Raw genomic sequence first — 26,998 nt, 5'->3', positions numbered from 1 at the left:
TTCCCCTATAGAATATTCGGTAAATTCAGGGCTGCTCTAGCAGTCCTTTTTTCTGTTTGATACTTTGAGCGTACTGTCTGGGGGAAATGCCAACATACTGTTTAAATACTTTACTAAAATAATACGGATCATTTAAACCGACCAAATATCCGACTTCTCCAAAACTTAGGTGGGTTGCTTCGATTAGTTCCTTCGCTTGATTGATTCTTACAGTATTCACATATCGGGTAATGGTGTGGCCGGTTATTTTATGAAAGATCCGGTTCATATAATCAAAATTACACATAAATTCGCGTTCAATATCAGCACTTGTAATTTTATTAGAGTAATTCTGATGAATGTAATCGAGTACAGCATGTACTTTCATCATCGAACTATTAGGCTGAGCGATACGATTATGAAGTTCTTTCAGCAAATATTCCCGTGAAGTCTCAATCATGATTTGTGCGAATTTAAGAGATGTCAAACTTCGATTAAATTGTCTGCGATTGTACAATTGCTGGAGCTCATTCATGCTATGTAGAGTTTGGGAAAAGCCAGATTTATTAGATAGGTTAAAATATTTAGGAAAATAACAAATCGATTCCTCTTGATTTACTTCCTCAAGATGAGATTCTTCTAGAAACATTTGTCTGCCAAGTAATACGAAATCCGGAGAAGGCAGTTGTTCGACATGGGGATGGGAAAAATGAATGTAGAAATAATCGCAAACATGCTTTTCTATTCCTATATGTTCTGTATGGGGTTCAAGAATTAAAAAATCGCCTTTCTTCAGGATATATGGAATACCTCGTTCCTCGATATGAAGTTCCCCGCTCTTGATAAAATACAAAATAAATTCATCCGTGATTCTCCTGAAATGAATCCAGGGATTTTTATACGCTACAAAACCCATTAACTTTATTCTCGGCAAATATTCCATATTGAATGCGAGCATGATACCCACCCTTAATAGTCGCTATTGTACAAAAAATGTCTCTATCGTACATTCTCGAATATCGTACCACAATTTATACTGGATAAGAATTAACTATGATGATATGAAGCAGGTGGTGCGCGATGGAGAAGCTGAAAATTGGTATTATTGGAATGGGTGGAATAGCCAATTACCACATAGCCAGAACAATGGCTAGTGAGGATGCCAAAGTATGGGCGATTTGCGACAGCAATGAGCAATTGCTTGCTATCAAGGGAGAAGAATTCAACATCCCGGAAGAACGGCGATTTCTGAATTACGAAGATATGCTGAAAGACGCCGATATTGATGCAGTAACGATTGGTACGCCAAATTTCAATCATTTTGCTGTAACCTATGCAGCTATTCGACACCGAAAACCATTTGCTTTGGAAAAACCGATTGCTCTTAATGTGCGGGAAGCTGCTATATTGAGAGATGCACTGGAAGAAGAGTACGTTCCACATATGGTATGTTTTACATACCGGTACAAGGCTGCAGTCAGGTACGCTAAATGGTTGATTGAACAAGGAAAATTAGGAAAGATTCATCATATTTACAGCCAATATTTTCAAGGATGGGCGATTCATGAAGAAATACCGTTAACGTGGAGATTTCAAAAGGAACTGTCAGGATCAGGTGCACTAGGCGATCTCGGTTCACATATACTTGACCTTCATCGCTTCCTTGTAGGAGAGACAATAAAAGTGGCTGCTCATGCAGGTACAATTATGAACGAAAGGAACCTTATGAACGAAGAGGGGAAAGGGACGGTGGATGTGGATGATTATTGCCATGTTCTGGCGGCGCTGGAAGATGGAATTTCATCGACGATAGCCATTACCCGATTTGCACATGGTCGGGGCAATTATCAGAGAATTGAGATATATGGAACGCACGGGGCTTTGGTTTACGATCTGGAGGAAGAAGATGAATTACAAGTACACTTTTTGGAAGAGGATGATAAGTGCTTCCGTGAGGTTGACATTCCGAGTCAATTCAAAGTAGATCAGATGCAAGCCTTTTTCCATATATTGAATGGCAAGGCGGATGGACTCGATGCAACCATCAAGGACGGATATGAGAATCAGAAAACAATAGATTGTATCATCGAGGCATTTACAGATGAAAAGTGGGTACATATTCCAAAGGGGCATTCCCAGTGAGTATAGGTAATATTTCTATTTGAAAAAGTAGCAGAATGTTCAAACTGTAAAGTTTGACGTTCTACTGCTTTTTTATTTTCGATAATATAAGACGCTATATTTGGAAAATAATACACTGTTTATTTAAATAATGTATGGTAAAATCTTCAGACGGTATGATTGCTGTTTAAGGCCGTCCTATTATAGAACTATAGAAAACAAGCTTTGAATAATCAAGATAGAAAAACATCATAACTGAACAAACCCAGCATGTAAGTCATCCATTGTTGATTATTGAGGTGCTTGTATGGTTAAGAAAATAATTGGGGTGTTGACCCCACTGACAGATGGTTTTTATTTTAACAATATGCTGAAAGGCATTCATGACGTGGCTTTAGATAGGGACGCTCATATCGTTCACTTTCAAACCTACGATTCAAGTCATCAGAATCATTACTTCCATTATTTAGGAATAGATTACATCGATGGGTGGATCGTTCTTCTTGATGCGGTATCCGACCCTGTACATATTAAACGTCTGGAATCAATGAACAAACCGATTATCACTACCCCTTACAAAAGCGGATTTACTACATGCACGACATTTGTAGTTAATAATGAACAAGGTGGGTATGATGCTGCCAGCCATATGATACAGCATGGGCATAGAAGCATTGCATTTGTGTATGCCAGCAGTAATGAAGAAAGCATTCAACGTTATGAAGGGTACCTCCGGGCCTTAGAGGAAAACGGGATTCCATTTCAGTCGGAGCTCATCTATGATGTGAAAAACCTATGGGAAAAATACGGTGGAGATGCCGTACAGCTTATGCAACAAAGAGGATTTGGATTCACAGCATTAATTGCTAGCGCAGACCGGACAGCAGTTGGGATTATGGAAGCATTTAGAATGCTGGGCATTCGCGTTCCTGAGGATATTAGTGTTTGTAGTTTCGATAATACCGAGTATGCGTCACATTATTCGTTGACTTCAGTAGCACAACCCCTGTATGAAAGGGGGAAAAGAATGGCTGAACTGCTGCTCAACCAAATAGATGAGGCTCTAGTCCAGGATCAGGTACGTATAGAGAAGATGGAGATTGTGTTCAGACAATCCTGCGGATGCAAGCTCAGTACTCGCTCGGATGAAATAGATGCGTTATATCTAAGAAGTTTGCAAACGGTGGAAGTCTTGTCCAGTGCTTTACAAAATAATTACTTGATTGGGAGAACGCTGATTAAGTCCAATCCTGAATCGATTCGTGATTTATCATGGTTATCGCTGACCTCCTTTACTTGGGGGTGTTTGGCTCTCTGGGAGGGAGAGAAGACGCTTAGGATCGAGAGTATCTACTCAACCGAAGAGTATTCATTAATACAAATCAATCAGACCTTTCAGGAAGGTGCTTTCCCGCCATTACAACTTCAAAAACTTGTTGAAAGTAACGAATCATTGATCGTACATACTATTCGTACTGAAAGTAAAGACATGGGTTTTTTAGTGCTGATAGGTGACATGTTTGAAAAACATCAATCAAGTAATGTAGGGCCACTCATTCACTCGGTAACACATACGATGGATTTACTCGCAGCTGCTCTGGAGCGTGAGAATTTATACGAACAAATTCATAAGCTAGCCTTCCATGATCCGCTCACTTCCATTCCTAATAGACGATACATATATGATCAAATGGCTCCAGATAAAATGAAGTCCGAAGGGCCATTCGCAGTTTTGATGATTGATTTAGATAGATTTAAGGATATAAATGATTCCCTTGGTCATCTAGTTGGAGACAAATTGCTCTGCAAAGTTGCAGAGATTCTTAAAGTGTCAGCTGGACCCAAAGATATTGTGGCACGTTTAGGCGGGGATGAGTTTATTATTCTATGTGCTCTTGAGGATCAAAATAGTGCTGAAAAGTTAGCTGAGTCTATAATATCTACGCTAAATGAGCCTCTTCAAATTGATAGTGATGTAGTCAGGGCTACCCCGAGTATTGGGATTAGTCATTATCCTAACCATGGAATGGATAGAGAGACGCTGATTAAGCATGCGGACATCGCGTTATACGAGGCAAAAGAAGGCGGCAAGAATCGTTTTGTTGTTTATCAGAGTGAGATGAATCCTTATTTGCCGTAACAGGCGAAGACCTCGAGGATCTGATCTCCATTGGAACAATCGGGTTGATTAAAACCATCGAATCGTTCTCGCCGAACAAAGGGACGAAGTTGGCCGCGTTCGCGGCGCGTTGTATCGAGAATGAGATCCTTATGCATTTGCGTTCGTTGAAGAAAACGCGTAGTGATGTGTCCCTACATGATCCGATTGGGACGGATAAAGAGGGCAATGGGATGGAGAAAGAGGTTGTAGTGGATAAGTTTGGTTTAGAGCACGCATGACCCGGCGATTGCGCAGCAGGCGAAGCGGGTAGTGCATTTTCGGAAAAGGGCCGGGACTCCGTGGGGGTTCCGGTTTTTTATTTTCTTATTCTAGCTTAAAACAATTCAATTTGACTCGTTTTAAACCTATGCTATTCTTAATAGAGAACCCCCGCATAGATATCTTATAGGTAAGTCTCTCTATTCTTACATGATGAATGTTTCCATTTGAAAAGAAAGGAAGTAATCACGTTATGAGTGGATTCTCGAAGTATATAGGCGGGAGTTCCATTAAAAACAAAATATTCATAGCGAATATATTAATCATTGTCGTATTTATTTCTACTCAGTCGTATTTTGCTAACACGATTTCACAGAAAGCCCTTATCGAGAAAGAGATCAATAATTCATCCCGAGAGCTTGAGCTCATCAAAAACAACCTTCAAACTTTGGTAGCTACAATTGAAGACTATTCTAAAATTTTGGCCAGCGATTATCGATTGCAGAATGTGCTTTATAACGATTTATTATTAAATAGTGAGTTCCATGCAAGCAGGCCGGTTGAAGGTTTAAATAACCTTTCGATTAAGAAGACCCTTTCAGAGACGATCAGCAATATTGTGGAGCCTAACACAAAAATTAAAGCGGTAAGCATTCTCACATCGAATCATCACTGGGTGGACGTCGGATTTGCCGATAACGCATATGCTTCCCGCATATTCGGTGACGGTTATGGGGCGGATGATCGTTTCTATTTACCCACTTGGACAGGCTTGATCAAATTCGGATTTTTGTATGAAGGTGAACAGAACGTAATTGCGGTTTCCAAAACGGTCATTCATAAAGATACTGGTAAAATGGTTGGCAGAGTATTTTTGTACGTGAAAGAAACGACGATTGCTTCAATTTACGAAGGGGAAAATAAGGGAGGGGAATTTTATATTGTCGATTCCGCCGGCCGGATTATTTCCTCACAGAATAAAGCCATGTTATACCGGGATTTCAAGGAAGCGGTCTCCATAAGCATTCCCGAGAATGGTAAAGACACAGCATTTACCCAGGGCAGCGGAAGCCAAGAAATGTTGATATTCACACAGCGCTTTGAACCGTTGAAATGGACAATTGTAAGCGTTATCCCTATGAGTGATATTTCTTCAGATCGGAAACAAATCAATCAATTGATGATTGGGATTGGCGCAGCATGCTTGCTATTAGCATTAATTGTATCCTTTCTATTGTCAGGATCGATCACGCGCCCCATCTTCCAGCTTGCTAAGACAATGAGAGAAATTCGGACCGGAAAGATGCAAGTCAGAAGTACCTACCAATCCAAAGATGAGATCGGATATTTAAGCGAGGGCTTCAATAACTTAATGAATCGCATTGAGGCGCTTATGGCCGAAAACGTCGAGAAACAAAGGACAAAAGCCGAGATCGAATTTAAATTGCTGCAATCGCAAGTGAAGCCTCATTTTTTGTACAACACGGTTGAAACCATTATTTCGCTCATTAAGTTGGGCTTAGGGAAGCAAGCTATACAGGCAGCCCAATACATGGCGAATTTCTATAAGATCTCATTAAGCAAAGGTAACGATATCATATCGATAGGTGAAGAGATGCGTTTAACGGAAAGCTATTTGGAAATTCAGCAGCTGCGTTATGTGGAATATATGGAGTATACGATGGAAATTGACAATGAAATTCTGACATATTCGATACCGAAATTGACCTTGCAGCCAATCGTGGAGAATGCCATCTATCATGGATTGAAGCTCAAAAAGGAAAAAGGAATTATACGCATTACAGGAAGGCGTTGCGGTAACAATGTGGAAATTGAAATTTACGATAACGGGGTTGGTATGAACAAGGATCAAACCAAGGCGATAATGGAGGGATTCGTCGTTTTTGATGAAGCTGGCGGATTTGGGATTAGAAGCGTATCTAATCGGATCCGAATGCTGTACGGGGAAAGATACGGACTGAAAGTTGAAAGCGAATACGGTGTTTATACGAAAATTGTAATCATACTGCCTCTTCTTCATCATTAGCTCCTGTTCGCATCCATGAGGCTAATTTCTATGATCCGCAAGATAAGGATCAATTAGAATAGGAGGAACGACCATGTACAAGGTACTTATCGTCGATGACGAATATTACTTCAGGCAAGCCTTGAAGATTTCGCTGCCGTGGAGTGAGATGGGCTTTCAAATCGCAGGGGAAGCAAAACACGGGGTGGAAGCGCTGGAGCTGATGACTGAGATAGAGCCTGATGTCGTGTTGGTCGATATGAATATGCCAATTATGGATGGATTGGAGTTTATACACAAAGCCAAGGAGCGCGACCGGAAATCAAAATTTCTGGTATTGTCAGGCCACAGCGAATTCGTGTATGCCAGACAGGCCGTGCAGTTAGGCGTTATGAATTACGTGCTGAAACCTATTAACGAAGAAGAACTCCGAAGCTCCTTACTTGATATTAAAGAACTGATAGCAACGGAGCGTCTTGGCGAACTTGAGCTGGACGATTTAAGAAAGCAGGCGAGCGAAGGCTTGTCTGTCCTGAAGGAGCAAGTCCTGAACTCTTGGCTGCAGGGAAATGGTATCTCTAGATCCGGTTATGAACGGGATCGATTAAATGATTTTGGAATAAAGCTGGAAGGGTTGCATTATCGGGCGATTGTCGTCGATCTGGATTCAAGTGATGAGAGGAATCTTGATGAGGATATGCTGATACGCAAAGCCAAGGTACAAGACATCGCTCAAAATAATATGCAGAGCGCCTTTCAGTGCGCCAGCTGTCATGACCATGAGGCTCGCCTGGTTCTGATCATAGGCTCGCCTGACGGGAACTTCAATAAGCTGGAAACGATTTGCGAACGGATTCGATTGAACTTAGAGAGCGACTTGGGCTGTACAGTAACGATCGGTTTAGGGAATGCATACGAATCGTTTGAGTCGATTTCGGCATCGTACAAGGAAGCGTTAATCGCATTAAAGCAACGGTTTATATGGGGTGGCAACAAGGTGTTCACACATTCCTTGATTGCGGAAAACGGGATAAAGGTCGGCTTGTTCTCGGTGGAAAAGAGAAGCGGATTGCTAATGTCTATGCGAATCGGGAACATCTCCGAGACGGAAGAATGGCTCTCGCGTTTTTTTCATGATACTTGCGTCCAAAAAGCTTCTATGGAAATGCTGCTTCTCGCCGGAATCGAAATCGTATCCACATGTCTGGAATTTTTGGCTGAAGCCTCGCAAAGCTCTGAAGATGTCTTCCGAAATATGACACAGCCCGATTTGATACAACACGTTCAGCGGATGAAGACCTTCAACGAGTTGGAGGACTGGATACGCGCTTTCATTCTAAAGGCGATGAATTATGTACACAGCCGCAAAACCAATAGAGCCGTCAAAGTTATAGAGGAGGTCAAATCGTATATTTCGAAGTACTACGGCAACGAAGAACTGCGAATCGAAGATATCGCAAAGAGCGTTCATATGAATTACAATCATCTTTGTTTCGTGTTCAAAAAAGAAACGACCTTTACGATCAATGACTACCTGACCGAAATACGGATTATTAAAGCAAAAGAACTTTTTGATCAGGGAGAGAAGGTTATTCAAAACGTAGCGAACCAAGTGGGATATGCGGACGCCAACTATTTCAGCAAATGCTTCAAAAAACAGATGGGAATCACACCAAGCAAATATGTGAATAAAATTAGTTAGCCTATACTTCCATGCAGACGTTGAGGGGAAAGTGTAAACTTTGCCACTAACGTCTATTTTTTACCGCTAATTTTACTACTGGTCCGAGAATATTCTCTGTACTAAAATTGGCAATATTCGTAAAATTAACTCAAGGTTGATACCGCTTTCAAGAACTGAAATCAATCTGATAACCGCTTTTACAATAGGGGAGGTAAACAATGAAAACGAAGTCAAAGGCAGCAGCTATGTTCCTTATGGCAAGTACTCTTCTGGTTACAACGGCATGCGGCAGTGGGGATGAAACAAAGTTCAGCCAGTCGTCTGACAACCCGTCGCCCTCGGCAGCAAGCAAGCAGGATGACAAGAGTACTACGAAGACGGATAGCAAAAAAACCAAGATGAGAGTCATAACGATTACGACGGACGAAAATCGCAACAATATTATGGAAAAATTCATTAAACCCAATATTGCTACAGCACTCCCCAATCTTGAAGTCGAGTTTGAGCCAGGCGGCGGCGGCGAGGATATGGCAAACAAATTGAAGACGTTAAATGCATCTGGGGATATGCCGGACGTATTCTGGAATGATGCGGGTTACTTTACGCCGTTGAAGAGCACAGGCAGCATTCTGGATTTGACACCTTATATTTCAAAAGACGGTTTCTTAGGAAAATACGCGGTGCCGGATGCGTTAAAGCATGTAGATAACGGGATTTACAGCTTGTCATCCGGAGCGGACACGTATTTCACCCCTGTTATCTTCTATCATAAAGATATGTTTGAGAAAGCCGGGGTTCAAGTGCCGACCACGTTTGATGAGCTGATTAAAATCTCGAAGACGCTCAAGGGCAAAGGCATGGTACCGGCTGTAACTCCCGGCAAGGACGGGTGGGGACCGAAGCTCTTTATGCTGCAGCAAATGATTCAAATTGGAGATCCGCAGGCGATGGCAGACCTTGTCAGCAACAAAACGGACTTCCATAATCCATCTGTCAAGGAAGGCGCGGCCCGCATCGAAACGCTGGTTAAGGGAGGCGTGTTCCCAGACGGTATTGCCAATTTAGATTACGGTCCGGCGATGGAGATGTTTACGTCCAAAAAGGCGGCAATGTTATGGATGTTCACTTGGGAGCTGCCAAATCTCGCAAAAGACGAAACGGTTGACTTTTTCCCATTTCCAAGCGCCAGTGACAAGTATAGTCCTACAAAGAATGTTCAGTTCTGGGGTTCTCCACTTAACGGTTATGCGGTCAATGGCAAAACTAAGAACCCGGAAGAGGCCGTCAAGCTTGCCGAATATCTAGCCATGGCGGATGCTTTATATTTTGAAACTACCGGTGCTCCTATATCTTTGAAGACAGGCAATAAGGCAGCGGATCGGAGCCCGCTTATGCAGAAGTTCGTTGACTGGTACAATCCGATTCCTAATAAAATCCCATCCTGGGCTCTTAATTCGTTAGATGCGAAGACGTCTGCCGAAATCTCTACGCAAGGCGCGAATTTATTAACGGGCGAGTACGGAGCCAATGATTTTAATGCAGCAATGAACAAGATTTGGAGCCAAAATACGTGGTTTGCCAAGTGAAAATAATTTAACAGCTAAATCCCCTCTGGAGAAATCCTAGGGGGTTTAGACACAAATTAAATGGTGGAGAGAGCGATGAACAAGTACTTTAGCACCAAAGTGTCTATATTTGTGTTTGCTTTCCCGGCATTACTACTGTTTACCTTATTCTGCGTATACCCTTTGCTGCCGGAGATCTGGATGAGCTTGCATAAGCATGACGGTTTTAGAAATTTGGGTTTTGTTGGTTTAAATAATTACAAAGAAGTGATATTATCCTCATCCTTTTGGACCGCTCATAAAAATACGTATCTCATTGTAGCCATATCATTGTTACTGGGACTCCCCCTATCCATGATGCTTTCGCTTTTTATGGATGCTCAGACACCGAAGTTTCGTCGATTCTTCAAGACAGTGGCGATGTTCCCTGCGATCTTGTCGGTCACCGTTGTTTCACAGATATGGCTGGCGTTCTACGAACCCAATTGGGGCTTATTTAACGCGATTCTCAACTCATTAGGGTTGAGTTCTTGGACACATTCGTGGTTGACGGAAAAGAAAACGGTAATGCCCAGCATCGGTTTGACATTCCTGTGGCAATATATTGGACTAAACGCGATGCTGTTTTATACAGGAATCAAAACTATACCCAAGAGTTACTATGAAGCGGCATTGATTGATGGAGCTAATTTTATTCAAGTTAGCTTACGAATTACGATCCCTTTGCTGCAGAATGTAATTAAATACGTGCTTATCCTGTCTACATTAGGCTCAATGGCATTTTATTCGCATGTACGAGTCATGACGGCAGGAGGGCCGGGAGATCAGTCCAGAACGGTCATCTACCAGATGTATTACACGGCATTTGATACTTCCGAATTTGGCAAAGGCACTGCGATCGCCGTTATTTTTATTCTGGAATGCCTTTTGATCTCCTTTTTCATTCAAAGGTTCGTTGCCAGAGATAAACTGGAGTTTTAAGCTGGAGGGGAGCTTTCTGAAATTATTAAGCCGAGCGTTTTGGGTAGCTATGGGATGCACGTTTCTGTTTCCTTTGTATTGGATGGTCACGATGTCGTTGAAGTCCAAAAGCGAAGCTTACAAAAATCCTTTTGGGTTACCGTCTTCCTGGGACTGGCTGAACTTTAGCGAAGCGTTGTCCAAATACCATTTTTATACGTATTTCGAGAACAGCGTGATATATACCACAGGTACAATCGTCATTACGTTGTTAACCGGCAGCATGCTTGCTTATTGCCTCAGCCGTATGCAATGGAGATTTAACTCCGCGATGTTGTTATATGTATCTATGGGTTTAATTGTCCCAATTGAAGTAGTCGTTATACCTTTATTCCAACTGGTTAAATGGATGCATATCAAGAATAGTTATTTAGGTCTTATCTTACCGTATTCCGGCTTCGCCATTGCTTCCTGCGTACTGATGCTGTATGCCTTTCTCCGCTCTTTGCCTAATGAGCTGGAAGAAGCGGCATGCATCGATGGAGCGAATGTCTATCAAACGTATATTAAAATCATATTTCCAATCGTAATGCCGGCGCTCGTGACGCAATGCGTTCTTATATTCATTCGAATCTGGAACGAATTTCCGCTTGCTTTTATTATTGCTTCTAAGGATCAATTGCGGCCGCTTACGGTGGGGTTGCTTGGATTCTTTGTCAATGTGGGAGTTGCGGATTGGGGGCTCATTGGCGCGAGCATGCTGTTGTCCAGCTTGCCTATGATCATCGTTTATTTAATAGGCAACGAAAAGATCGAAAATGCATTGACTGCAGGTGCAATTTTGAAGTGACGATTGTGAAGTGGGAGAAGGGACGCCAGAGGTGGTGTCCCTTCTCCGTATCTGCAAGCTAACGCAGCGCTCTATCTTTTCAAATTGTCCCGAGAATTTTCCTTACGGTCCAATAATAGTCTCTGGGAATATCCGCACAGACTGGTATCATAAAAGTATCAATTGACAGCGCTTCCAATATTGGGGTTAGAACAACTTAGTCGGAATCTGCACAGAGAAGAAGCCGGCACTAATACCGCCTAGGCGGTAATGTGTATAGTAGTTCACTTATATCCAAGGAGGTTTTATGAGAGTGAGAAAAAGATCATTCATTTGGATTCTGACTTTGATAATGGTATTTTACATGCTGCCATTTTCAGGGTCGGTATTCGCAGCTGACAGTGCGGCAGATGCAACTGCAGCTGGCAGTACGCCAAGTGGAACTGCAGTTGGCAGTACGCCAAGTGCAACTATCTATGTTGCTACAAATGGCAATGATAGCACAGGTGACGGATCGCAAGGAAAGCCGTACAAAACAGTTGCCAAGGCAAAAGCAGTAGTAAGGACTCTGCCTAAGACCGGTGGGGATATCGTCGTTCAAATTGCGGATGGATTTTATTCGCTTGATGAGACCTTGGTATTTAACAAGGATGATTCCGGAAGTGCAAGCAGCACGATACGTTATGAGGCGGCGCCAGGGGCGAAGCCGGTAATCAGCGCGGGTGAAATGTTGGGAAAAGGCGTATGGACAGAAGCTGTTGGCCTCACCCAGACTGGCGGCTTGAAGGCGTATAAAACGACTCTGAACCGGAACGATAAGTTACGCGCGATTTATGTAAACGATAAGAGAGCTAACATGACGCTGAGTCCGCAAATCGTTTCGGCCAACAGAACCGTCACGGGCACCCCCACAGTTAGCTTTACCACTGCCAATAACCCTTGGGCGTGGCAGAACGGCAGCAACATCCGGGCGGGTATCGTATTCGATGCCAGCGTGGGTCTGACAACGGCAACGAAAAATCCCCAAAACATCGAAGCTGAAAGCATGGGCGGATCCACCGCCAGATGGGCGAGGCCTTTTGTCACCTTCGCGTCGATTGAACAGGCGCCGGCAGCCAGCAACAAGCCCGGCGGTGTTATGCTCCGGTTCCAGATGCCGTATGCGGCGATTTCACAGTCTTTAAGTAATAATACGCAATACAATCCAGGCAACAATCAAGTCATCCGCAACGCTTTCGAGTTCTTCAACAAACGCGGAGATTTCTATTTCGACCAAGCGGAAAGCACGCTTTATTACATCCCGCTTGAAGGCGAGAATATCAATACCGCTGACGTGGTCATTCCAAGGCTTGAGACGGTTCTCGACCTCAGAGGGATCCCTGTAGGAGATCGGTTAAACCCTGTTGCGGGCTCGGATGATGGACGTGTCAAAAACATAACCTTCAACGGGCTGAAGTTTGCCCATACCGACTACAAACTGACTGAACTGACGGGCACATATACACTTAGCGACGGATCCGGTCCTGTAACGACCACTTCCCGTGGCTATGCGTCCGTTCAGGGCTCTATCGTGAATAAAGTTTACTTCCCCAGCAGCATAAACTGGCATGAGACTTTCTACCGAGGGTATGACATACCGCCGGCAGCGGTACAGATCAACGCGGCGAGGAACATCAAAGTGCTGAATGGCGAGATCGGGCTTACCGGATTTAATGGCATCCATGTAGAAAACGATGCCAAGGATATCGAAATCTCGGGCAACTATATCGTAGATACGCTCGCTTCCGGCATTGTAATCGGACATCCGCAGCATATCTATGAAAACGATGTGGCGATTACGCATGAATCCAGTGCTTCGGCCTCTGGCACGCCAATAAGGAACTGGGCCGGCGTTGATAAGGAAAAATTTACGGCGGGTACGGAAGCCGTGCCGGAAAATATTTATATTACAAATAACTTTTTGTACAGGACCTGCTACGGATTCCCGGGCGCTAACGCACTGGCTTCTTTCTACACAACTAATATGCAGGTACTGCACAACTACATTTATGACACCACTTACGGTGCCATGAGCATCGGCTGGGGCTGGGACGAGTACGATGGGTTCGGCTTTACTGCCCAAGGTACCAACAAGACTGGTGGTCCTTACCATGGTACGAATGAAACGAGCGTAGCAAGGTCTCCGGTGATCTCTACAACATCCAGGAATAACAAAATAAACTATAACCGGATAGAGCAAATTTGTACGGTAGTTAACGACTCCGGAGCCATTTACTCACTGGGCCGGCAAGGTGATCCGGGTAATTTGCCGGGTGGAGGGACATGGGACACCATTAACACCGTCTACCCTTTGACAAACGACCCCGTCACAAACAAGAATAGTAACTGGAACTCTGACAACTGGACGAATTTCACTGAGATGAACTACAACTTCCTTAACCCGAATCCAACTGACAAACCCACGGACTCCAACAACTGGATGAACGGGTTCCATCCCGATGAAGGCAGCACGTTCATCAAGATGATAGGCAACGTTGTGCAGGCAAAGCTCTCCTATGCCGTGGGGCAGAGCCGCCTTATTGAGTTTAACAACTGGAAGCGCAAAAGCGATATGATTATGGTCCAAGGTTACGTAGACGGGGATAACAACCAAAATGGCGCCCCTAGGACTACTTATGACAATTACAAAAGCACAAGCCGCATTTGGCCGCTTAAGGGCAACGAAATCGTTTTGAATTCGGGCCTTACTAACGAATACACGAAGATGATCCCAAGGAGCCTTATTGCCGATACCGAGTTCGAGTTGGCTTCCAACGTCATCATGGGTAAAGGTGAAAAGCTGAGCCGCAGAGGTCTGCTAAAAGCTCAAGACACAGTTTGGCTCGCGCCTGCGAACACAACTGTCTTTAACGAAGGCAATACGATGACAAAAGCTGCCGGAGACGTAAAGTCAATCAACGCTCCGTCTGTCGCAGGAGAATACAAACTATATATCAAATATGGTGAAGGCAGAGAAACGGCCACTTCCAAGTATACGGTATACGTCGACGCGAGCGGTTCAGCAACCAATGTGGAAAATGGGAAAAACTACGAAGTTTCAGCGGTACGGCCGCTTAAACTGACTTTGAGTAACGATTACACCTTTACGCTTAACGGCAAGCCCGTGGCGAATGGGTACGAAATAAGCACCGAAGGAAGTTGGACCTTGGTAGGTAGCACTTCGACGCCTGCAATAACCCTCAACTTTACCACTACCGTATCGGTGGCGAATAGGCTGCTTCCGGCTGATGTGTCCGTAGCCCCCGGCGGGAAAGTCAGGTTTGCGTACGATTTGGACGACGCCACAAAACAGATATGGATTTCCTCATCGAGTGACGGAAATTTTATTGAAAGCGACAAAAGAAACAATGGCCTCCGGCAACATGATAGAAATAACTGCGCCAAAGTTGCCCGGTCCATACATTATTTATGTACGGTCGAAAGAAGGCGATGTTCTTAGCCAGTCGCACGCTCGTGTAGTGGTGCGCGATATGACGCCTGTCGATATTCCTAGAGATGGTCTTGACTTATGGCTCAAGGCTGATGAGGGTGTGGAAAAAGATAGCAGTGGCAACGTGACTGGATGGACAAATATGGGAAGCGTTCCGGCGAAGCTAGTCCTGCGAACGTCCCCGGCAGCGGTGGCGATAATCTTGGAATACCAAACGGCAACCCCACGCTAAAGAACGATGGATACGACTATGTAGATTTCGCAGCGATGTCAAGGCCCCTAAAAGCTGCGGGTTTTAAAGATTATAACGGCAGTACACAGATGACGATATACGCGTTGGTTAGACCAACAACCACAGCCAACAACTCCAGTGACCAAAATGGTCTTGTTTATTTCGGAATGAACGAGGCTTACCAAACTTGGGCGGCCAACAGCGGTTGGAGCGGTATTAATCTGGGTGTAGGAACAAACAGAGTTAACATCCGCTTTGGTAACACGGATGGCAGCGTATCGGGCGGCGGGCAACAAATGACAACCACAGCCACTGACGGTCTGGCTAGCGTTCGGGCGCAGCTAAACGGAACCAATAGAGCCGTTTTTGTTAATAACAATGTCATCGGCACTGGAACCAACGCCAAAGCGCTTTTAGGGAACAGCTCGGATCTGGGCGTAGGTTACACGATGGCGGCTGTAACCCCCTACCGCTTCCTGGGCGGAGTCGCACAAATTCTTATTTACGACAGGGTGCTGACAGCTGACGAAATTACGAAAGTAGAAACATATTTTAACAATGTCAAAGCGGGCCGTGGTGGACCTGCGAACCCAATTGTCTCAGCGGTCGACAAAACCCTGCTGACCGCATTGATTGAGGCCGCCAATAGCAAAGAAGCTACAATTTATACAAGCAATTCATGGAACGCTTTTGCAAGCGCGTTAAATGAAGCCAAAACTGCCGCATCAAATGGTGAGATCGAGCAGGTAGGAGTGGACAATGCCTATTACGCGCTGCGTAACGCGATTAAAGAGCTTCAATTGTTACCAAGCGGAGTTAGTACCGCAGTATACGGAACGCCCGTTCTCGGCGGCTCTGAGCTCGACCCACTCTGGAATACGACCGCCACGCTGCCGATCCTTAAGCATCTGACAATGGCGAACGGTCCGACGGACGGCTTAGGTAAAGTGCTATGGGACAATAATAACCTGTATGTACTGGTGCGTGTAAAAGACCCTGTGCTGAATAACAGCAGCAGCAACGCGTATGAGAAAGACTCGGTCGAGATCTTTGTGGATGAGACCAACAGTAAACAAGCCACCTACGGCACAGGTATGGGACAATATCGTGTAAACTATCTGAATGAGAAAAGTTTTAATCCAGACAGTATCAGTGCGGGTTTTGAGTCTTTTGCCAAAGTCGTGGATGGCGGCTATTATATTGAGACTAAAATCCCCTTTAAGGCTAGTGTTCCTGCGGCTAATCGTGTCATTGGATTTGATTTACAGATCAATGATGCGAAAGCTACAGGTGGCCGTCAGGACATTATCATGTGGCACGACGAGACCGGACAGTCCTATAATAACGCTTCACAATGGGGTGTGGTTACTCTATTGGGCGAGCAGAAGCTGACGGTAACCGGAGCGGACGGAGCGACCTCCATCACGACGAAAGACGGCACGCTGCAAATGTTGGCGGGAGAGCCCGTTATATGGTCGGTAACCGCAGAAGACGGTACGGAGACGAATGCGGCGATCATCAGTGAGACGGGATTGCTGTCTGCTAAAAAGAACGGTGTCGTGAGAGTAACGGCGCAAGCCATCGGTTCCAGTCTCAAAGGCAGCACGTTGATCACGATCAGCGGTCAAGAAAGCGCGGTGCTGACAGGTCCAATGACCGTTGAGGGCGGCAAAAACTTCGACGTTGATTTCAGTTTGGCGGGTTCAGGCAAAGATGTTATCGCGTTAGATACGACTATTAATTATGATTCGGATAAGCTGGCGTTTGTATCCATGGATTCGCTCCAGGAAAATAATTTCAAACTGGTTGGCGAAGTTAAATCGGATGGCAAGATTAGAATTATTGCGGCTAATATTGGGAATACCGATATGGCGAATGGATTGATCAGGCTTACGTTTAAAGCTATTGCAACGGATAATTCGCAGATCGCGTCAATTCGCGTCAATCAGTTAACGGTTGCTAATGGCGTGGGCCAAGAGACAGAAATGGCTGGTGCAACTCACACAGTCCAAATTAATAAACTTGATATATCGGGCTTGCAGCGTCTGATTGCGGAAGCGCAAAGTGCGCACGATGCAGCAATTGAAGGCACATATCCTGGCCAGTATCCATCAGGCTCTAAAGCAACCTTGCAGGCAGCAATCAATGCCGCTCAAGCGGTGGCGTCGACTCAGGGAGTAAGCCAGGCTGAAATTGAAGAGGCGATCCTGAACTTGAATGTGGCACTGCAAAGCTTTAATGACTCAAGAATTAAAGCAATCGATGGAGATTTCAATAACGATAATAAAGTAAGTATTGGTGACCTTGCGATCATTGCTTCTGCTTATGGTAAAAATAAGGATGATTCAGATTGGAATGCGTACAGAGCGTTGGATTTGAATAACAACGGTATGATTGACATCACGGATATCTCGATTCTTGCTCGTAAAATTTTGAATTAATTACATGTAAAGAAGAAATGGTGGCCTTTGTTGAAATTAACTTTGGCCTCCCTTTTTTTTGTGCTTCATATTTGTTGCAGGAGCCTAATCCGAGCTATATGAGAATAGATCAATAATCGATGAGGTTAGGTCATTGTTTTGAAAAAATTGATATCTTATAATTGTTTTAACGATAAGGAATGAAAACGCTGTCAACATAAGGGGCATCTTCAATCCTCCGATTGACCTTTTGCACTACAGTGTTGCCATTTCAGTATATGCTAATAAATAATTGATGAAATGTTATTTTTGTGGATACTGGAGGATCGTGATGACCAACATTTTTTATGTTGAGTATGATGCCGCTCACGCAAGCAATTTTGTGTTCGATATACCAGAGGGCCATCATTGTTGGCTGCTCGTTGTGACCCATACACCTGCCCTGTTTTGGGTTAATGGGGAATTGAAGGAGTACCCAGCGCATAGTGGGGTTCTATTCCAACCTCACCAAAAAATTTATTACCGGGCATGTGCGGAACAGTATAAGAACGACTGGATTCGTTTTGAATCCAAAGAATCATACGTAATGGAAACTTCGCTTCCATTCGGAGTGCCCTTCTCGTTAAATGACCCTGAATATATCCATAAAATTTTCCAACTCCTTGTCAGCGAACACTCTTTTCAAAAAAATTATAAAGAATCATCCATTGATTGCTTACTAAGAATCCTGTTTAACAAGCTTCTGGAATCTTACTTTCAAGAAGTAATTACGCCTCAATACTACAATTTGTTGACGCTTCGGACTGCCATTTATAGTAATCCTAGCCAGGATTGGGCGGTTCCGAGAATGGCCGACTCTATTCGCATCAGTCCTGGGTATTTACAGGCAATTTACAAGAAGACTTTCGGGATTTCTTGTATGGATGACGTGATTACAAGTCGCATCCGCCAAGCCAAGGAATATTTGTTGCATGGCTCACTATCCATCGCGGAGGTCTCTTTACGCTGTGGGTACAACAACGTGGAGCACTTTTGCCGCCAATTCAAGCAGATTACGGGCATTACGCCAAGAAAGTTTCACAAGCAGATGGAAAGTGTGTCTGTTAAGAGTGGGGCTAAAACTTGAAAAGAGGATATTTATCTAATTAAGTATACGGTAACCGGTAGGGGCAATTAACGGTTGATGCTAGAATCCTGGTGAAGAGTGCAGAAATCGTCAAATTGATTGTGGGACGTGGCGTTCCAATTTCGGGGCGCTACTGAGGAATGGAAATTGAAGGAGACAATTAATATTCATAACCACATTTATACATGGTGAAGCAAGACATTTTACCTTGCTTCGTGTTTACAACGTCAAAAAATTCGACAATACAGGGGAAGATCTCGAGTATCTGATCTCGATCGGCACGATCGGATTGATCAAAGCGATTGAATCGTTCTCGCCGAACAAGGGGACGAAGTTGGCCACGTTCGCGGCGCGTTGTATCGAGAATGAGATTCTGATGCATTTGAGGTTCCTTAAGAAGACGAGGAAAGATATGTCCCTGCATGACCCCATCGGAACGGATAAAGAGGGCAATGAGATCGCCTTGATCGAGATCCTCGGAGGCGAAGCCGATGACGTTGCCGATGCCGTACAGCTGTAGATTGAGAAGAGCAAAATTTATAAAAATATAGATATATTGGATGAGCGGGAAAAAGAGGTTGTGGTGGCTAGGTTTGGTTTGGAGCTTGGCGGTGTGGAGCATACGCAGCGGGTGTTCGTGAAGGAAATGGGGATTTCACGGAGTTACGTGTCAAGGATAAAAAAAAGGGTGCTCATAAAGCTGTATCATGAATTTTATAAGGTGAAGCGGTGAACAGGTGAATTTTAATGAACATCTATGAGAGTACTCGATGAGTTCTCTTTTTTAATTTTTGTTTCTTAAGTAGTTCGGGCTATCCCTGAGGGCATATGAACTTAATGTGCTCATACATCTTGAGATAATTCAACAATACTTGGGGGATATTGAGGTTTGATCCCGATTAGCACAATCGGATTGATCAAACCAATTGAGCTGTTCACGTGGCACCAGGGGACGAAGCTACCCACGTTTGCGGCTCGTTGTATCGAGAATGTAGGCCGGCACATATACGCACTTGGCGGCAACGTGGAGGCGGCGCGTCTGTCCGGCATCAATATCAAAAAGAAACCAATGACTGTCTTCATGTTCAGTGGTCTGCTGACCGCTATCGCCTCGATCGTGCTGACATCCCGCTTATCGTCGGCCACCATCTCGGCGGGCAACATGACGGAGATGGATGTGATCACCGCCTGCGTCACCGGGGGGACTTCACTGATGGGAGGATCGGGCAAGGTGTCCGGAGCGATCATCGGTGCCCTCGTGATGACGTCTCTCCACAACGGCATGTCACTCATGAGGTTAGAATCGTTCTGGCAGTACGTCGTGAAGGGAGGTATTCTCGTATTCACCGAATGGCTGGACATTTCAAACAGAAATAAATAAGCGGCTAAATAAGAGTTCCGCTCGTCATTTTCCCGCATTGACGGCTGCGCTGCAAACGTTTATGAATTCAGTCATTACCACTAAGCCTGGCGATGTCGAATGAAGAAGGACGTTGAATAGGTTATAAGAAAGGACTTATTTACTAGGTAGTGCGAAATAATGCTAGAAATTGAAAGAAATATTATATTCGTTTTCATATTGTGTTAAATGAATGCTGATAGGACGCAAAAAAATCCAGACTGCCGATGTAGCGGGTCCGCCTTTGACGCTGATACAATAGTTCGTGTAAGCGGATTCAATTCGTTTAACTAATAAGTGGGGGAAACCGGAAATGAACAAATGGTAGAAATCTTGGGTGATAGTATGGTGGCAGGTGGCTATCATCAACATCGCGGGCCTTAGGGCAATAGAGAGGCGCAATTTGGCACAATCTGAATAGGGTAAAGTGTGCAAATTTTGATACAAAATGTATCAAACCCAAAGGAGAGTACTACTTGTGGCACCCCTTTTGGAGATTACTTTCGGATATATGGCGGAGAAAAAGGTAGGATAAGTTGTAGCTTGTAGGTAGCTATCATCGAATCAGTAGTCATAGGGGGGAAAGGGAAAATGCTAAAAAAAGGAAAACGGGTTATTTCTATTACATTATTTGTTGCTATATGTACAACACCATTATTAGTAGGGCAGGCTCCTCAAAGAAGTTATGCAGCTGAGCCTGAACCACAGGCATTGCCGATTTATATGGATTCTGAGCACTATTCCTTTAAGGAAAGGGCAGCAGACATGATTTCAAAGATGTCTATTTCACAGAAGGCATCTCAAATGAACGGAAGCGCATCGCCATCAATCGCCCTTTCCGACGGCAAAGTAATTCCTTCATATGGCTGGTGGAATGAGGCCTTGCACGGTGTATCCCGGTACCAGCTTAATGCTTCTGGTAACGCGACAACCATTAATAATGCAACTTCATATCCAATTGGGCTTTCTATGGGAAGTTCATGGGATCCAGAGCTTATGCACAAAGTAGCAACGGCTATTAGTGATGAAGCTCGTGAAACAGCTCCTGATAGTGACCGTATGTTAACCTTCTACTCACCAACTATCAATCTAGCACGTGATACGCGTTGGGGACGCACGGATGAAACCTTTTCTGAAGATCCCTTGTTAACAGCTAGAATTGCCGGGCAGTTTGTAAATGGTCTGGAAGGCAAGAATATGGACGGTAGCCTAATTGATCCCAATGGGTACTTAAAGACTGTAAGTACCATAAAGCATTATACGGCGAATAATTCTGAAGTTAACCGTCTGAATGGCAGCTCTGATGTAACAGGTCGGGAGCTCAGAGAGTTCTATACGAAACCTTATAGAGAGATTATTAAAAATACGGATGTTACCTCTATTATGAGCTCTTATAATAGTGTTAATGGTACACCGGTTACATTAGACCGAAATTTAATGGAAACATTTCTTCGTCAAACCTTTGGGTTCTCCGGTTATGTAACAACGGACTGCGATAGTATAGCAATGGCTGTGTCGCCGTCCAGACAGAACTATATGTATCCCGGAACGAACAGGGCAATGACTACGCAAGAAGGATACGCATGGGCTGCAATGTTTGGTACCAATCTAGTATGTAATGCAGGGTATACCGGCTCTAACTATGGCGCACAACTTCCAGGAGCAGCAGCAGCAAACCTTCCTACTCCATCAGGCATTTTCACAGAGAATGCGATAGATGTAGATTTGCTTGATCTGTATACGACTCGAATGAAGCTGGGCGAGTTTGATGATACGGTTAGAAATGCAGCAGGCGTCATTCAATCATCGACAAACAAAGTTTCCTGGTATGATGATGCAATTGCAAGAAGAACTGCTTTAGGAAATGGAAGCTTGTGGACGTTTAATTCGGGTACCGGCGGTGATGGTAAGAACATGACCCAAGAAAGATCTGATATTGCTCGTCAAGCAGCAGCAGAATCCCTGATCTTGTTAAGAAACAATCCAGTCGCATCAAATGGAAACCAATCAGTGCTTCCAATCCATGTGCCTTCAACCGGTGAATTTAAAGTTGTCGTGTATGGTCTTAATGCTAACTACAATACAACGAATAATAGCTTTTTCTTAGGCGGTTATTCTTCAGGTTCCGGTGCTAGCGGCATCGCTAAAATGGTAAACCCTTATAACGGTATCAAAGCAGAAATTCAAGAAATCAATCCCAATGCTGTGGTTGACTGGAAAAAGGGCTTCACCAATACGGGGACAACTTATGCAGGTATGACGACATTAGATAATGCAGCGATTGATCTTGCTTCAGGTTATGATTTAGCTATCGTTGCTCTTGGCACAGAACAAGCAACTGCTGCTGAGGATAGTGATCGAGGGGGCAATACAAACCCTAATAACACATTACCAGGAGCGCAGCTGGCGCTGGCTAATGCTGTTGCCGCAAAAAATCCCAAAACGGTCACCGTTATTGAAAGTACCAGCCCGGACGACCTATCAACTTTATCTGCAGATGTTCCTGCCCTGTTATGGAGCGGATATAACGGGCAAGTTAAGGGATTGGGACTAGCAGATGTTTTGCTAGGTAAATATAACCCGAGTGGACGTACATCAACCCTATGGTTCAAAAATGACCAATTCCCAAGCATAAGAAGCTACAGAATTACACCTGGACCTGATACCTATAAAACAGGTAATAATACAAGTGCAACCACGACGGTTACTTCCCCTGGCCGCACATATATGTATTATGATGGATCAAAAGGAGCTCCTCTCTACAGCTTTGGATATGGATTGAGCTATTCAAGCTTCGCATATTCCAATATGACAGTAACAGGTTTAGGCGCAGGGGATTCTGTTGATGCTAACGGTACGATCAATGTCTCTATGAATATCACGAATACAAGTGATAGAGACGGAAACGATATTGTAGAGCTTTATGCTTCAACACCAGACTCTACTCAAACAGATGTTAATCAACGTCCTATCAAACGTCTTATTGGATTCAAGAAAGTAATGGTACATGCAGGGCAAACAGTTCCAGTTACCATAACTGTTAAAGTGCCAGACTTACGTTTTTATGATGAGGCGGCAGGCAAATGGGTTATGGATACGGGAAGATACAATTTGCAGTTCAGCACATCAAGTGCAGATGCGGATATTAAACTTAACAAGGATATTTTTGTTACAGGCTCGGTAGCTCCTAAGTTAAGCGTTGTAACAGCAAAACCTCGTCAGGACAGCGACGTGGCATTAGATATCCCAACTCGGGTATTTTTCGACAAAGGAAAGACTGTACTTCCACAAGTTACGGTTGCAATGAATGATGATACGCTATATGGATATATTGCCAAGGGCTCCAGCAAAGCTATGCCAGCTGGAATGACCGTAACATATAGCAGCAATAGACCGGGAGTGGTATCAATAGCTGGCGATCAAATCACTACCCTTGGAGCTGGCGTAGCAACGATTACTGCAACCGTTAGTTATGCAGGAGAACAGCGTTCAACTGACTTTATCGTTTATGTTAATCCTTCTACTACCCTGAAAGACCTCAAGATTAACGGGACCACAGTTAGCGGTTTTGATCCTTCCATCAATCAATATAATGTGGTAGTTCCTTTCGAACAGAGTGCAGCCCCAGTGGTAGCGGCTATTTCTGCTAATGCCGATAGCGTTGTATCAATCGTGCAAGCTAATGGTATTCCTGGAACAGCAAAGATTACAGTATCCGATTCAACATTTAGTAGGGTCTATACAGTTAACTTTGGTCGGCCACCGGTAAGTGCTGAATTCAAAGGAGCAGCAGCTTTAGATAGTCACTACTCCATCGTACGGCAAGATTCGGATTATTCTTTCGACACGAATAATGGAGTGACGATCAGAACAAAACAGGCAGCGGTAGATGCAGTTCAGAACTTAGTTATGCAGCCAGCGACTGGTAATTTCGTATCGCAGACTGCTGTGAATTTTTCAGCCACTCCTACTTCTAACAATCAGCAAGGCGGGTTGATCTATTACCAAGATGACTCTAATTACGTAAAACTTGTTTATGAACGTTCTACGGGAACTACGAACCGAATTGCATTGTATAATGTCGTCAATGGGACAGCAACCGTAGTTACAGGCAACACAAATTCAGCAGGCAACACAAAGATGTATTTACGTCTAACTAGTAACAATGGGACGATTTCAGCACAATGGTCCGCTGACGGTGTCACTTGGTCTAGTTATTCCGGAACAGCTGCAGTGAATTTCGCCGCACCACAATTAGGTTTAATAGCAACTAATGGTAATGGAAGCGCGGATGTACTCCATGTATCTTTTGAATATTTGAGAATTGGAAGCCTTGATGCATTAAATCCTGTGGCGGATAAAATTCAAAAGGGTGGAGTAGATATTCCAGGATTTGATCCACGCATTACTACCTATGATGTAGTTGTACCAAAGGATGCATTACCTGGAGATTACGAGTACTCGGTAGAGTGTGGAGATGGTTTAACGTGTGTCGTGAACCAAGCAACAACCATTCCAGGCAATGCCACTGCTGTTGTAACTAGTCCTTTCGGTTCAACAACATATACTTTTAAGCTTAATTATCAGGCTGAAAGCTTCAACTTTGTAAATACAACATCTGAGAATTTGTCAAACTTCTGGACAATTCTTAAACCAGATGCTGCAAATTACTCATTAGTACAAGGTAAGGGACTACGTCTTCCTACATTAACGGGAGATATCTATCAATCAAATGCCGCTTGGAATAACGTATTTACAGCCCCTGCCGGTGGTGATTGGGATATTGTTACTAAGGTCCACTATCCTGTTGCACCATCTGCAACCTATCAACAATTTGCGTTCTTAGCTTGGCAGGATGAGGATAACTATGTAAAACTGGATGCCGAAAACAACGGAAGTCGCATCATCGTCCAAGCTGGACGTGAAGTCAATCAGGGATTTACTTCATCTGCAACAAATGCTGTTAATGCCAATGGAGACGGCACTTTAACCATTTATCTAAGAATGGCTAAGACTGGGGATAGTTACCAGTGCTCGTATTCGTTGGATGGTATTACTTATACAAATGTAGGTGCAGCAATTAATGTAAGTCTTAACAATACCAAAATGGGACTATTCGCAACGAAGAACGCAGCTAGCAGCCCAGTAATTGATACCTATGTAGAATATGTTCAGGTACTGACTACAAATGATGCACTACCGGTCACTCCAGCTCAAATGAAAATGAATGCTGCAACCAACGTTTCTGAATATGTTAGAACGCAATTACCCGAAACCGTACAATTTAGTGAAGGATCAAACACGGTACAACTCGTGAATAGCATCACTCCAACGTATACCATCAGCTACGATTCAAGTGATGCGAGTATCCTCTCTGCAACAGGTCTTGTTACTCAATCTGTCTACACAAGAGAAATCACGTACACGTATACGATTTCTGATGGAACTAACCATGTAGTAAGTACTCCTATTCACTTAATCGTACCTGGATCGGAAGGATCAGCACCTCAAGTTGATGTGACTGGTGTCACACTTGATAAAGGCGCATTAAGCTTGACGGCGGGCTCCAGTGGAACCCTGACCGCTACAATAACCCCAGCAAATGCATCCAACAAGGCCGTAACCTTCTCGTCTAGCAATACGGCAGTCGCAACGGTAGAGGGTGCTGTGTACGACGCTTCAACAGGTACGACAACTGTAACGGTTCATGCCATAGCTGCAGGAAATGCAGATATTACGGCGACAACAGCAGACGGCAATAAGACGGCGGTAAGTCGTGTGACGGTTACGCCTGAGAGCGCTGTTCTTGAAGGCCCAGCAGAAGCTGCTAAAGGAGCAGCCTTTGATCTGAACTATGGACTAAGCGGCATAGATCAGAACATTTACGCTCAGGACTTAACGTTTACTTATGACCCGAGCCAGCTGGAATACGTATCGGCCGAATCCGTGAAGCCGACTGAAGTCGTGATCGTCGACAAGACTCAGAAGCAAGGGGAAGTTCGGCTCCTTGTGGCAACAATTGGCCAAAACGCTCATCTTGACGGCAGCGTTCTGAAGCTTCACTGGAAAGCAAAATCCGATACGCAGGCTGCAGCTGCTACGATTTCCTTGTCCAAGGCAGTTGTTGCCAATGAAGCCGGCGTTGAAAATGAACTGCAGAGCACGTCTTATACGGTTCAGCTGAACAGTGTGGTCGTTGATAAAACAGCCCTCAATACCTTAATCGCCGATGCACAAAGCAAGCATGACGCTGCCGTTGAGGGAACCCAGACAGGCCAATATCCGGCGGGCTCCAAAGCAACGCTGCAGGCAGCAATCGATCAGGCGAAGGCTGTAGCGGATAACACTGCGGCAACCCAGGATCAAGTTGAGCAAGCAGTAAGCACGTTGAATGCTGCCCTGCAGACATTTAACGATGCAGTGATTCGCACAACGCCGGGCGATACGAACGGCGACGGCCGTTATTCCGTGGGTGACCTGGCAATTGTTGCGGCAGCCTACGGCAAAACCTCCGCTGATCTGGACTGGTCGAGCTACAAGAATGCCGACTTGAATAACGACGGTAAGATCGACATCGAGGACCTTGCGGCCATGGCTAGGAAAATACTTGAATAGTGAAACTTAGCAGCAAATTTTGGCAAGCGCAGATTAATGCTAGACACTGTAAAAGGATTGTGTTCGTTTTCATACTGGGTTAAATGAATGCTGATAGGAGGCAAAAGAATGCGGGCCGCCGCCATAGCGGCCCGCTTTTGACGCTGATACAATAAATATTGTAAGCGGTATC

At 44.3% G+C, this 26,998-nt stretch carries 11 protein-coding genes and 4 pseudogenes; 14 read left to right on the top strand and 1 reads right to left on the bottom strand.

The genetic code is table 11. The features are described 5' to 3' along the window. Positions 1 to 25 precede the first annotated feature (25 nt). Positions 26 to 937: an AraC family transcriptional regulator gene (locus L0M14_RS18875; protein WP_235118165.1), complete on the bottom strand. Its 912-nt coding sequence runs from the start codon at positions 935 to 937 to the stop codon at positions 26 to 28. A 122-nt stretch (positions 938 to 1,059) separates the two neighbouring features. Here L0M14_RS18875 and L0M14_RS18870 point away from each other — a divergent pair, with 122 nt between their 5' ends. From L0M14_RS18870 to L0M14_RS18805, 14 genes and pseudogenes are all read left to right on the top strand, one after another. After that, complete coding sequence (locus L0M14_RS18870; RefSeq protein WP_235118164.1) at positions 1,060 to 2,121, top strand: Gfo/Idh/MocA family protein; 1,062 nt, start codon at positions 1,060 to 1,062, stop codon at positions 2,119 to 2,121. Between the two features lie 286 nt (positions 2,122 to 2,407). Beyond that, positions 2,408 to 4,240 (top strand): diguanylate cyclase domain-containing protein, encoded by a 1,833-nt coding sequence (locus tag L0M14_RS18865; RefSeq protein ID WP_235118163.1) that lies wholly within the window; start codon positions 2,408 to 2,410, stop codon positions 4,238 to 4,240. After that, positions 4,231 to 4,491: pseudogene (locus L0M14_RS18860) on the top strand (sigma factor); the annotation flags it as partial. The gene L0M14_RS18865 and the pseudogene L0M14_RS18860, both read left to right, overlap by 10 nt. A 206-nt stretch (positions 4,492 to 4,697) precedes the next feature. After that, a pseudogene (locus tag L0M14_RS18855) lies at positions 4,698 to 6,455 on the top strand (cache domain-containing sensor histidine kinase); the annotation flags it as partial. 145 nt (positions 6,456 to 6,600) lie between these two features. Then, complete coding sequence (locus tag L0M14_RS18850; RefSeq protein ID WP_235118161.1) at positions 6,601 to 8,208, top strand: response regulator; 1,608 nt, start codon at positions 6,601 to 6,603, stop codon at positions 8,206 to 8,208. Positions 8,209 to 8,408: 200 nt separating this feature from the next. After that, entirely contained in the window at positions 8,409 to 9,776 is a 1,368-nt protein-coding gene (locus tag L0M14_RS18845) for an ABC transporter substrate-binding protein (protein WP_235118160.1), read from the top strand. 75 nt (positions 9,777 to 9,851) lie between these two features. Next, on the top strand, positions 9,852 to 10,736 hold the full coding sequence (locus L0M14_RS18840; RefSeq protein WP_235118159.1) for a carbohydrate ABC transporter permease: 885 nt from the start codon (positions 9,852 to 9,854) through the stop codon (positions 10,734 to 10,736). Between the two features lie 91 nt (positions 10,737 to 10,827). Continuing rightward, the gene (locus L0M14_RS18835) at positions 10,828 to 11,565 is read left to right on the top strand and encodes a carbohydrate ABC transporter permease (RefSeq protein WP_235118158.1); all 738 of its coding nucleotides are present in this window, start codon (positions 10,828 to 10,830) and stop codon (positions 11,563 to 11,565) included. A gap of 292 nt (positions 11,566 to 11,857) precedes the next feature. Then, the gene (locus L0M14_RS18830) at positions 11,858 to 15,043 is read left to right on the top strand and encodes a hypothetical protein (RefSeq protein WP_235118157.1); all 3,186 of its coding nucleotides are present in this window, start codon (positions 11,858 to 11,860) and stop codon (positions 15,041 to 15,043) included. Between the two features lie 123 nt (positions 15,044 to 15,166). Further along, positions 15,167 to 17,707: a sugar-binding protein gene (locus L0M14_RS18825; protein WP_235118156.1), complete on the top strand. Its 2,541-nt coding sequence runs from the start codon at positions 15,167 to 15,169 to the stop codon at positions 17,705 to 17,707. Positions 17,708 to 18,017: 310 nt separating this feature from the next. Further along, positions 18,018 to 18,812, top strand: coding sequence for a helix-turn-helix transcriptional regulator (locus L0M14_RS18820; RefSeq protein ID WP_235118155.1), 795 nt, complete (start codon positions 18,018 to 18,020; stop codon positions 18,810 to 18,812). A 220-nt stretch (positions 18,813 to 19,032) separates the two neighbouring features. Then, positions 19,033 to 19,545 (top strand): annotated as a pseudogene (gene sigK, locus L0M14_RS18815) (RNA polymerase sporulation sigma factor SigK); the annotation flags it as partial. A 261-nt stretch (positions 19,546 to 19,806) separates the two neighbouring features. Then, positions 19,807 to 20,193 (top strand): annotated as a pseudogene (locus L0M14_RS18810) (ABC transporter permease subunit); the annotation flags it as partial. A gap of 609 nt (positions 20,194 to 20,802) precedes the next feature. Beyond that, on the top strand, positions 20,803 to 26,826 hold the full coding sequence (locus L0M14_RS18805; RefSeq protein ID WP_235118154.1) for a glycoside hydrolase family 3 C-terminal domain-containing protein: 6,024 nt from the start codon (positions 20,803 to 20,805) through the stop codon (positions 26,824 to 26,826). The last annotated feature ends 172 nt before the right edge of the window (positions 26,827 to 26,998 follow it).

The organism is Paenibacillus hexagrammi, from assembly GCF_021513275.1.
GTDB classification, from domain to species: domain Bacteria; phylum Bacillota; class Bacilli; order Paenibacillales; family NBRC-103111; genus Paenibacillus_E; species Paenibacillus_E hexagrammi.
The sequence above is the reverse complement of the archived record's forward strand: the minus strand, read 5'-3'. Positions and strand labels throughout refer to the sequence as shown.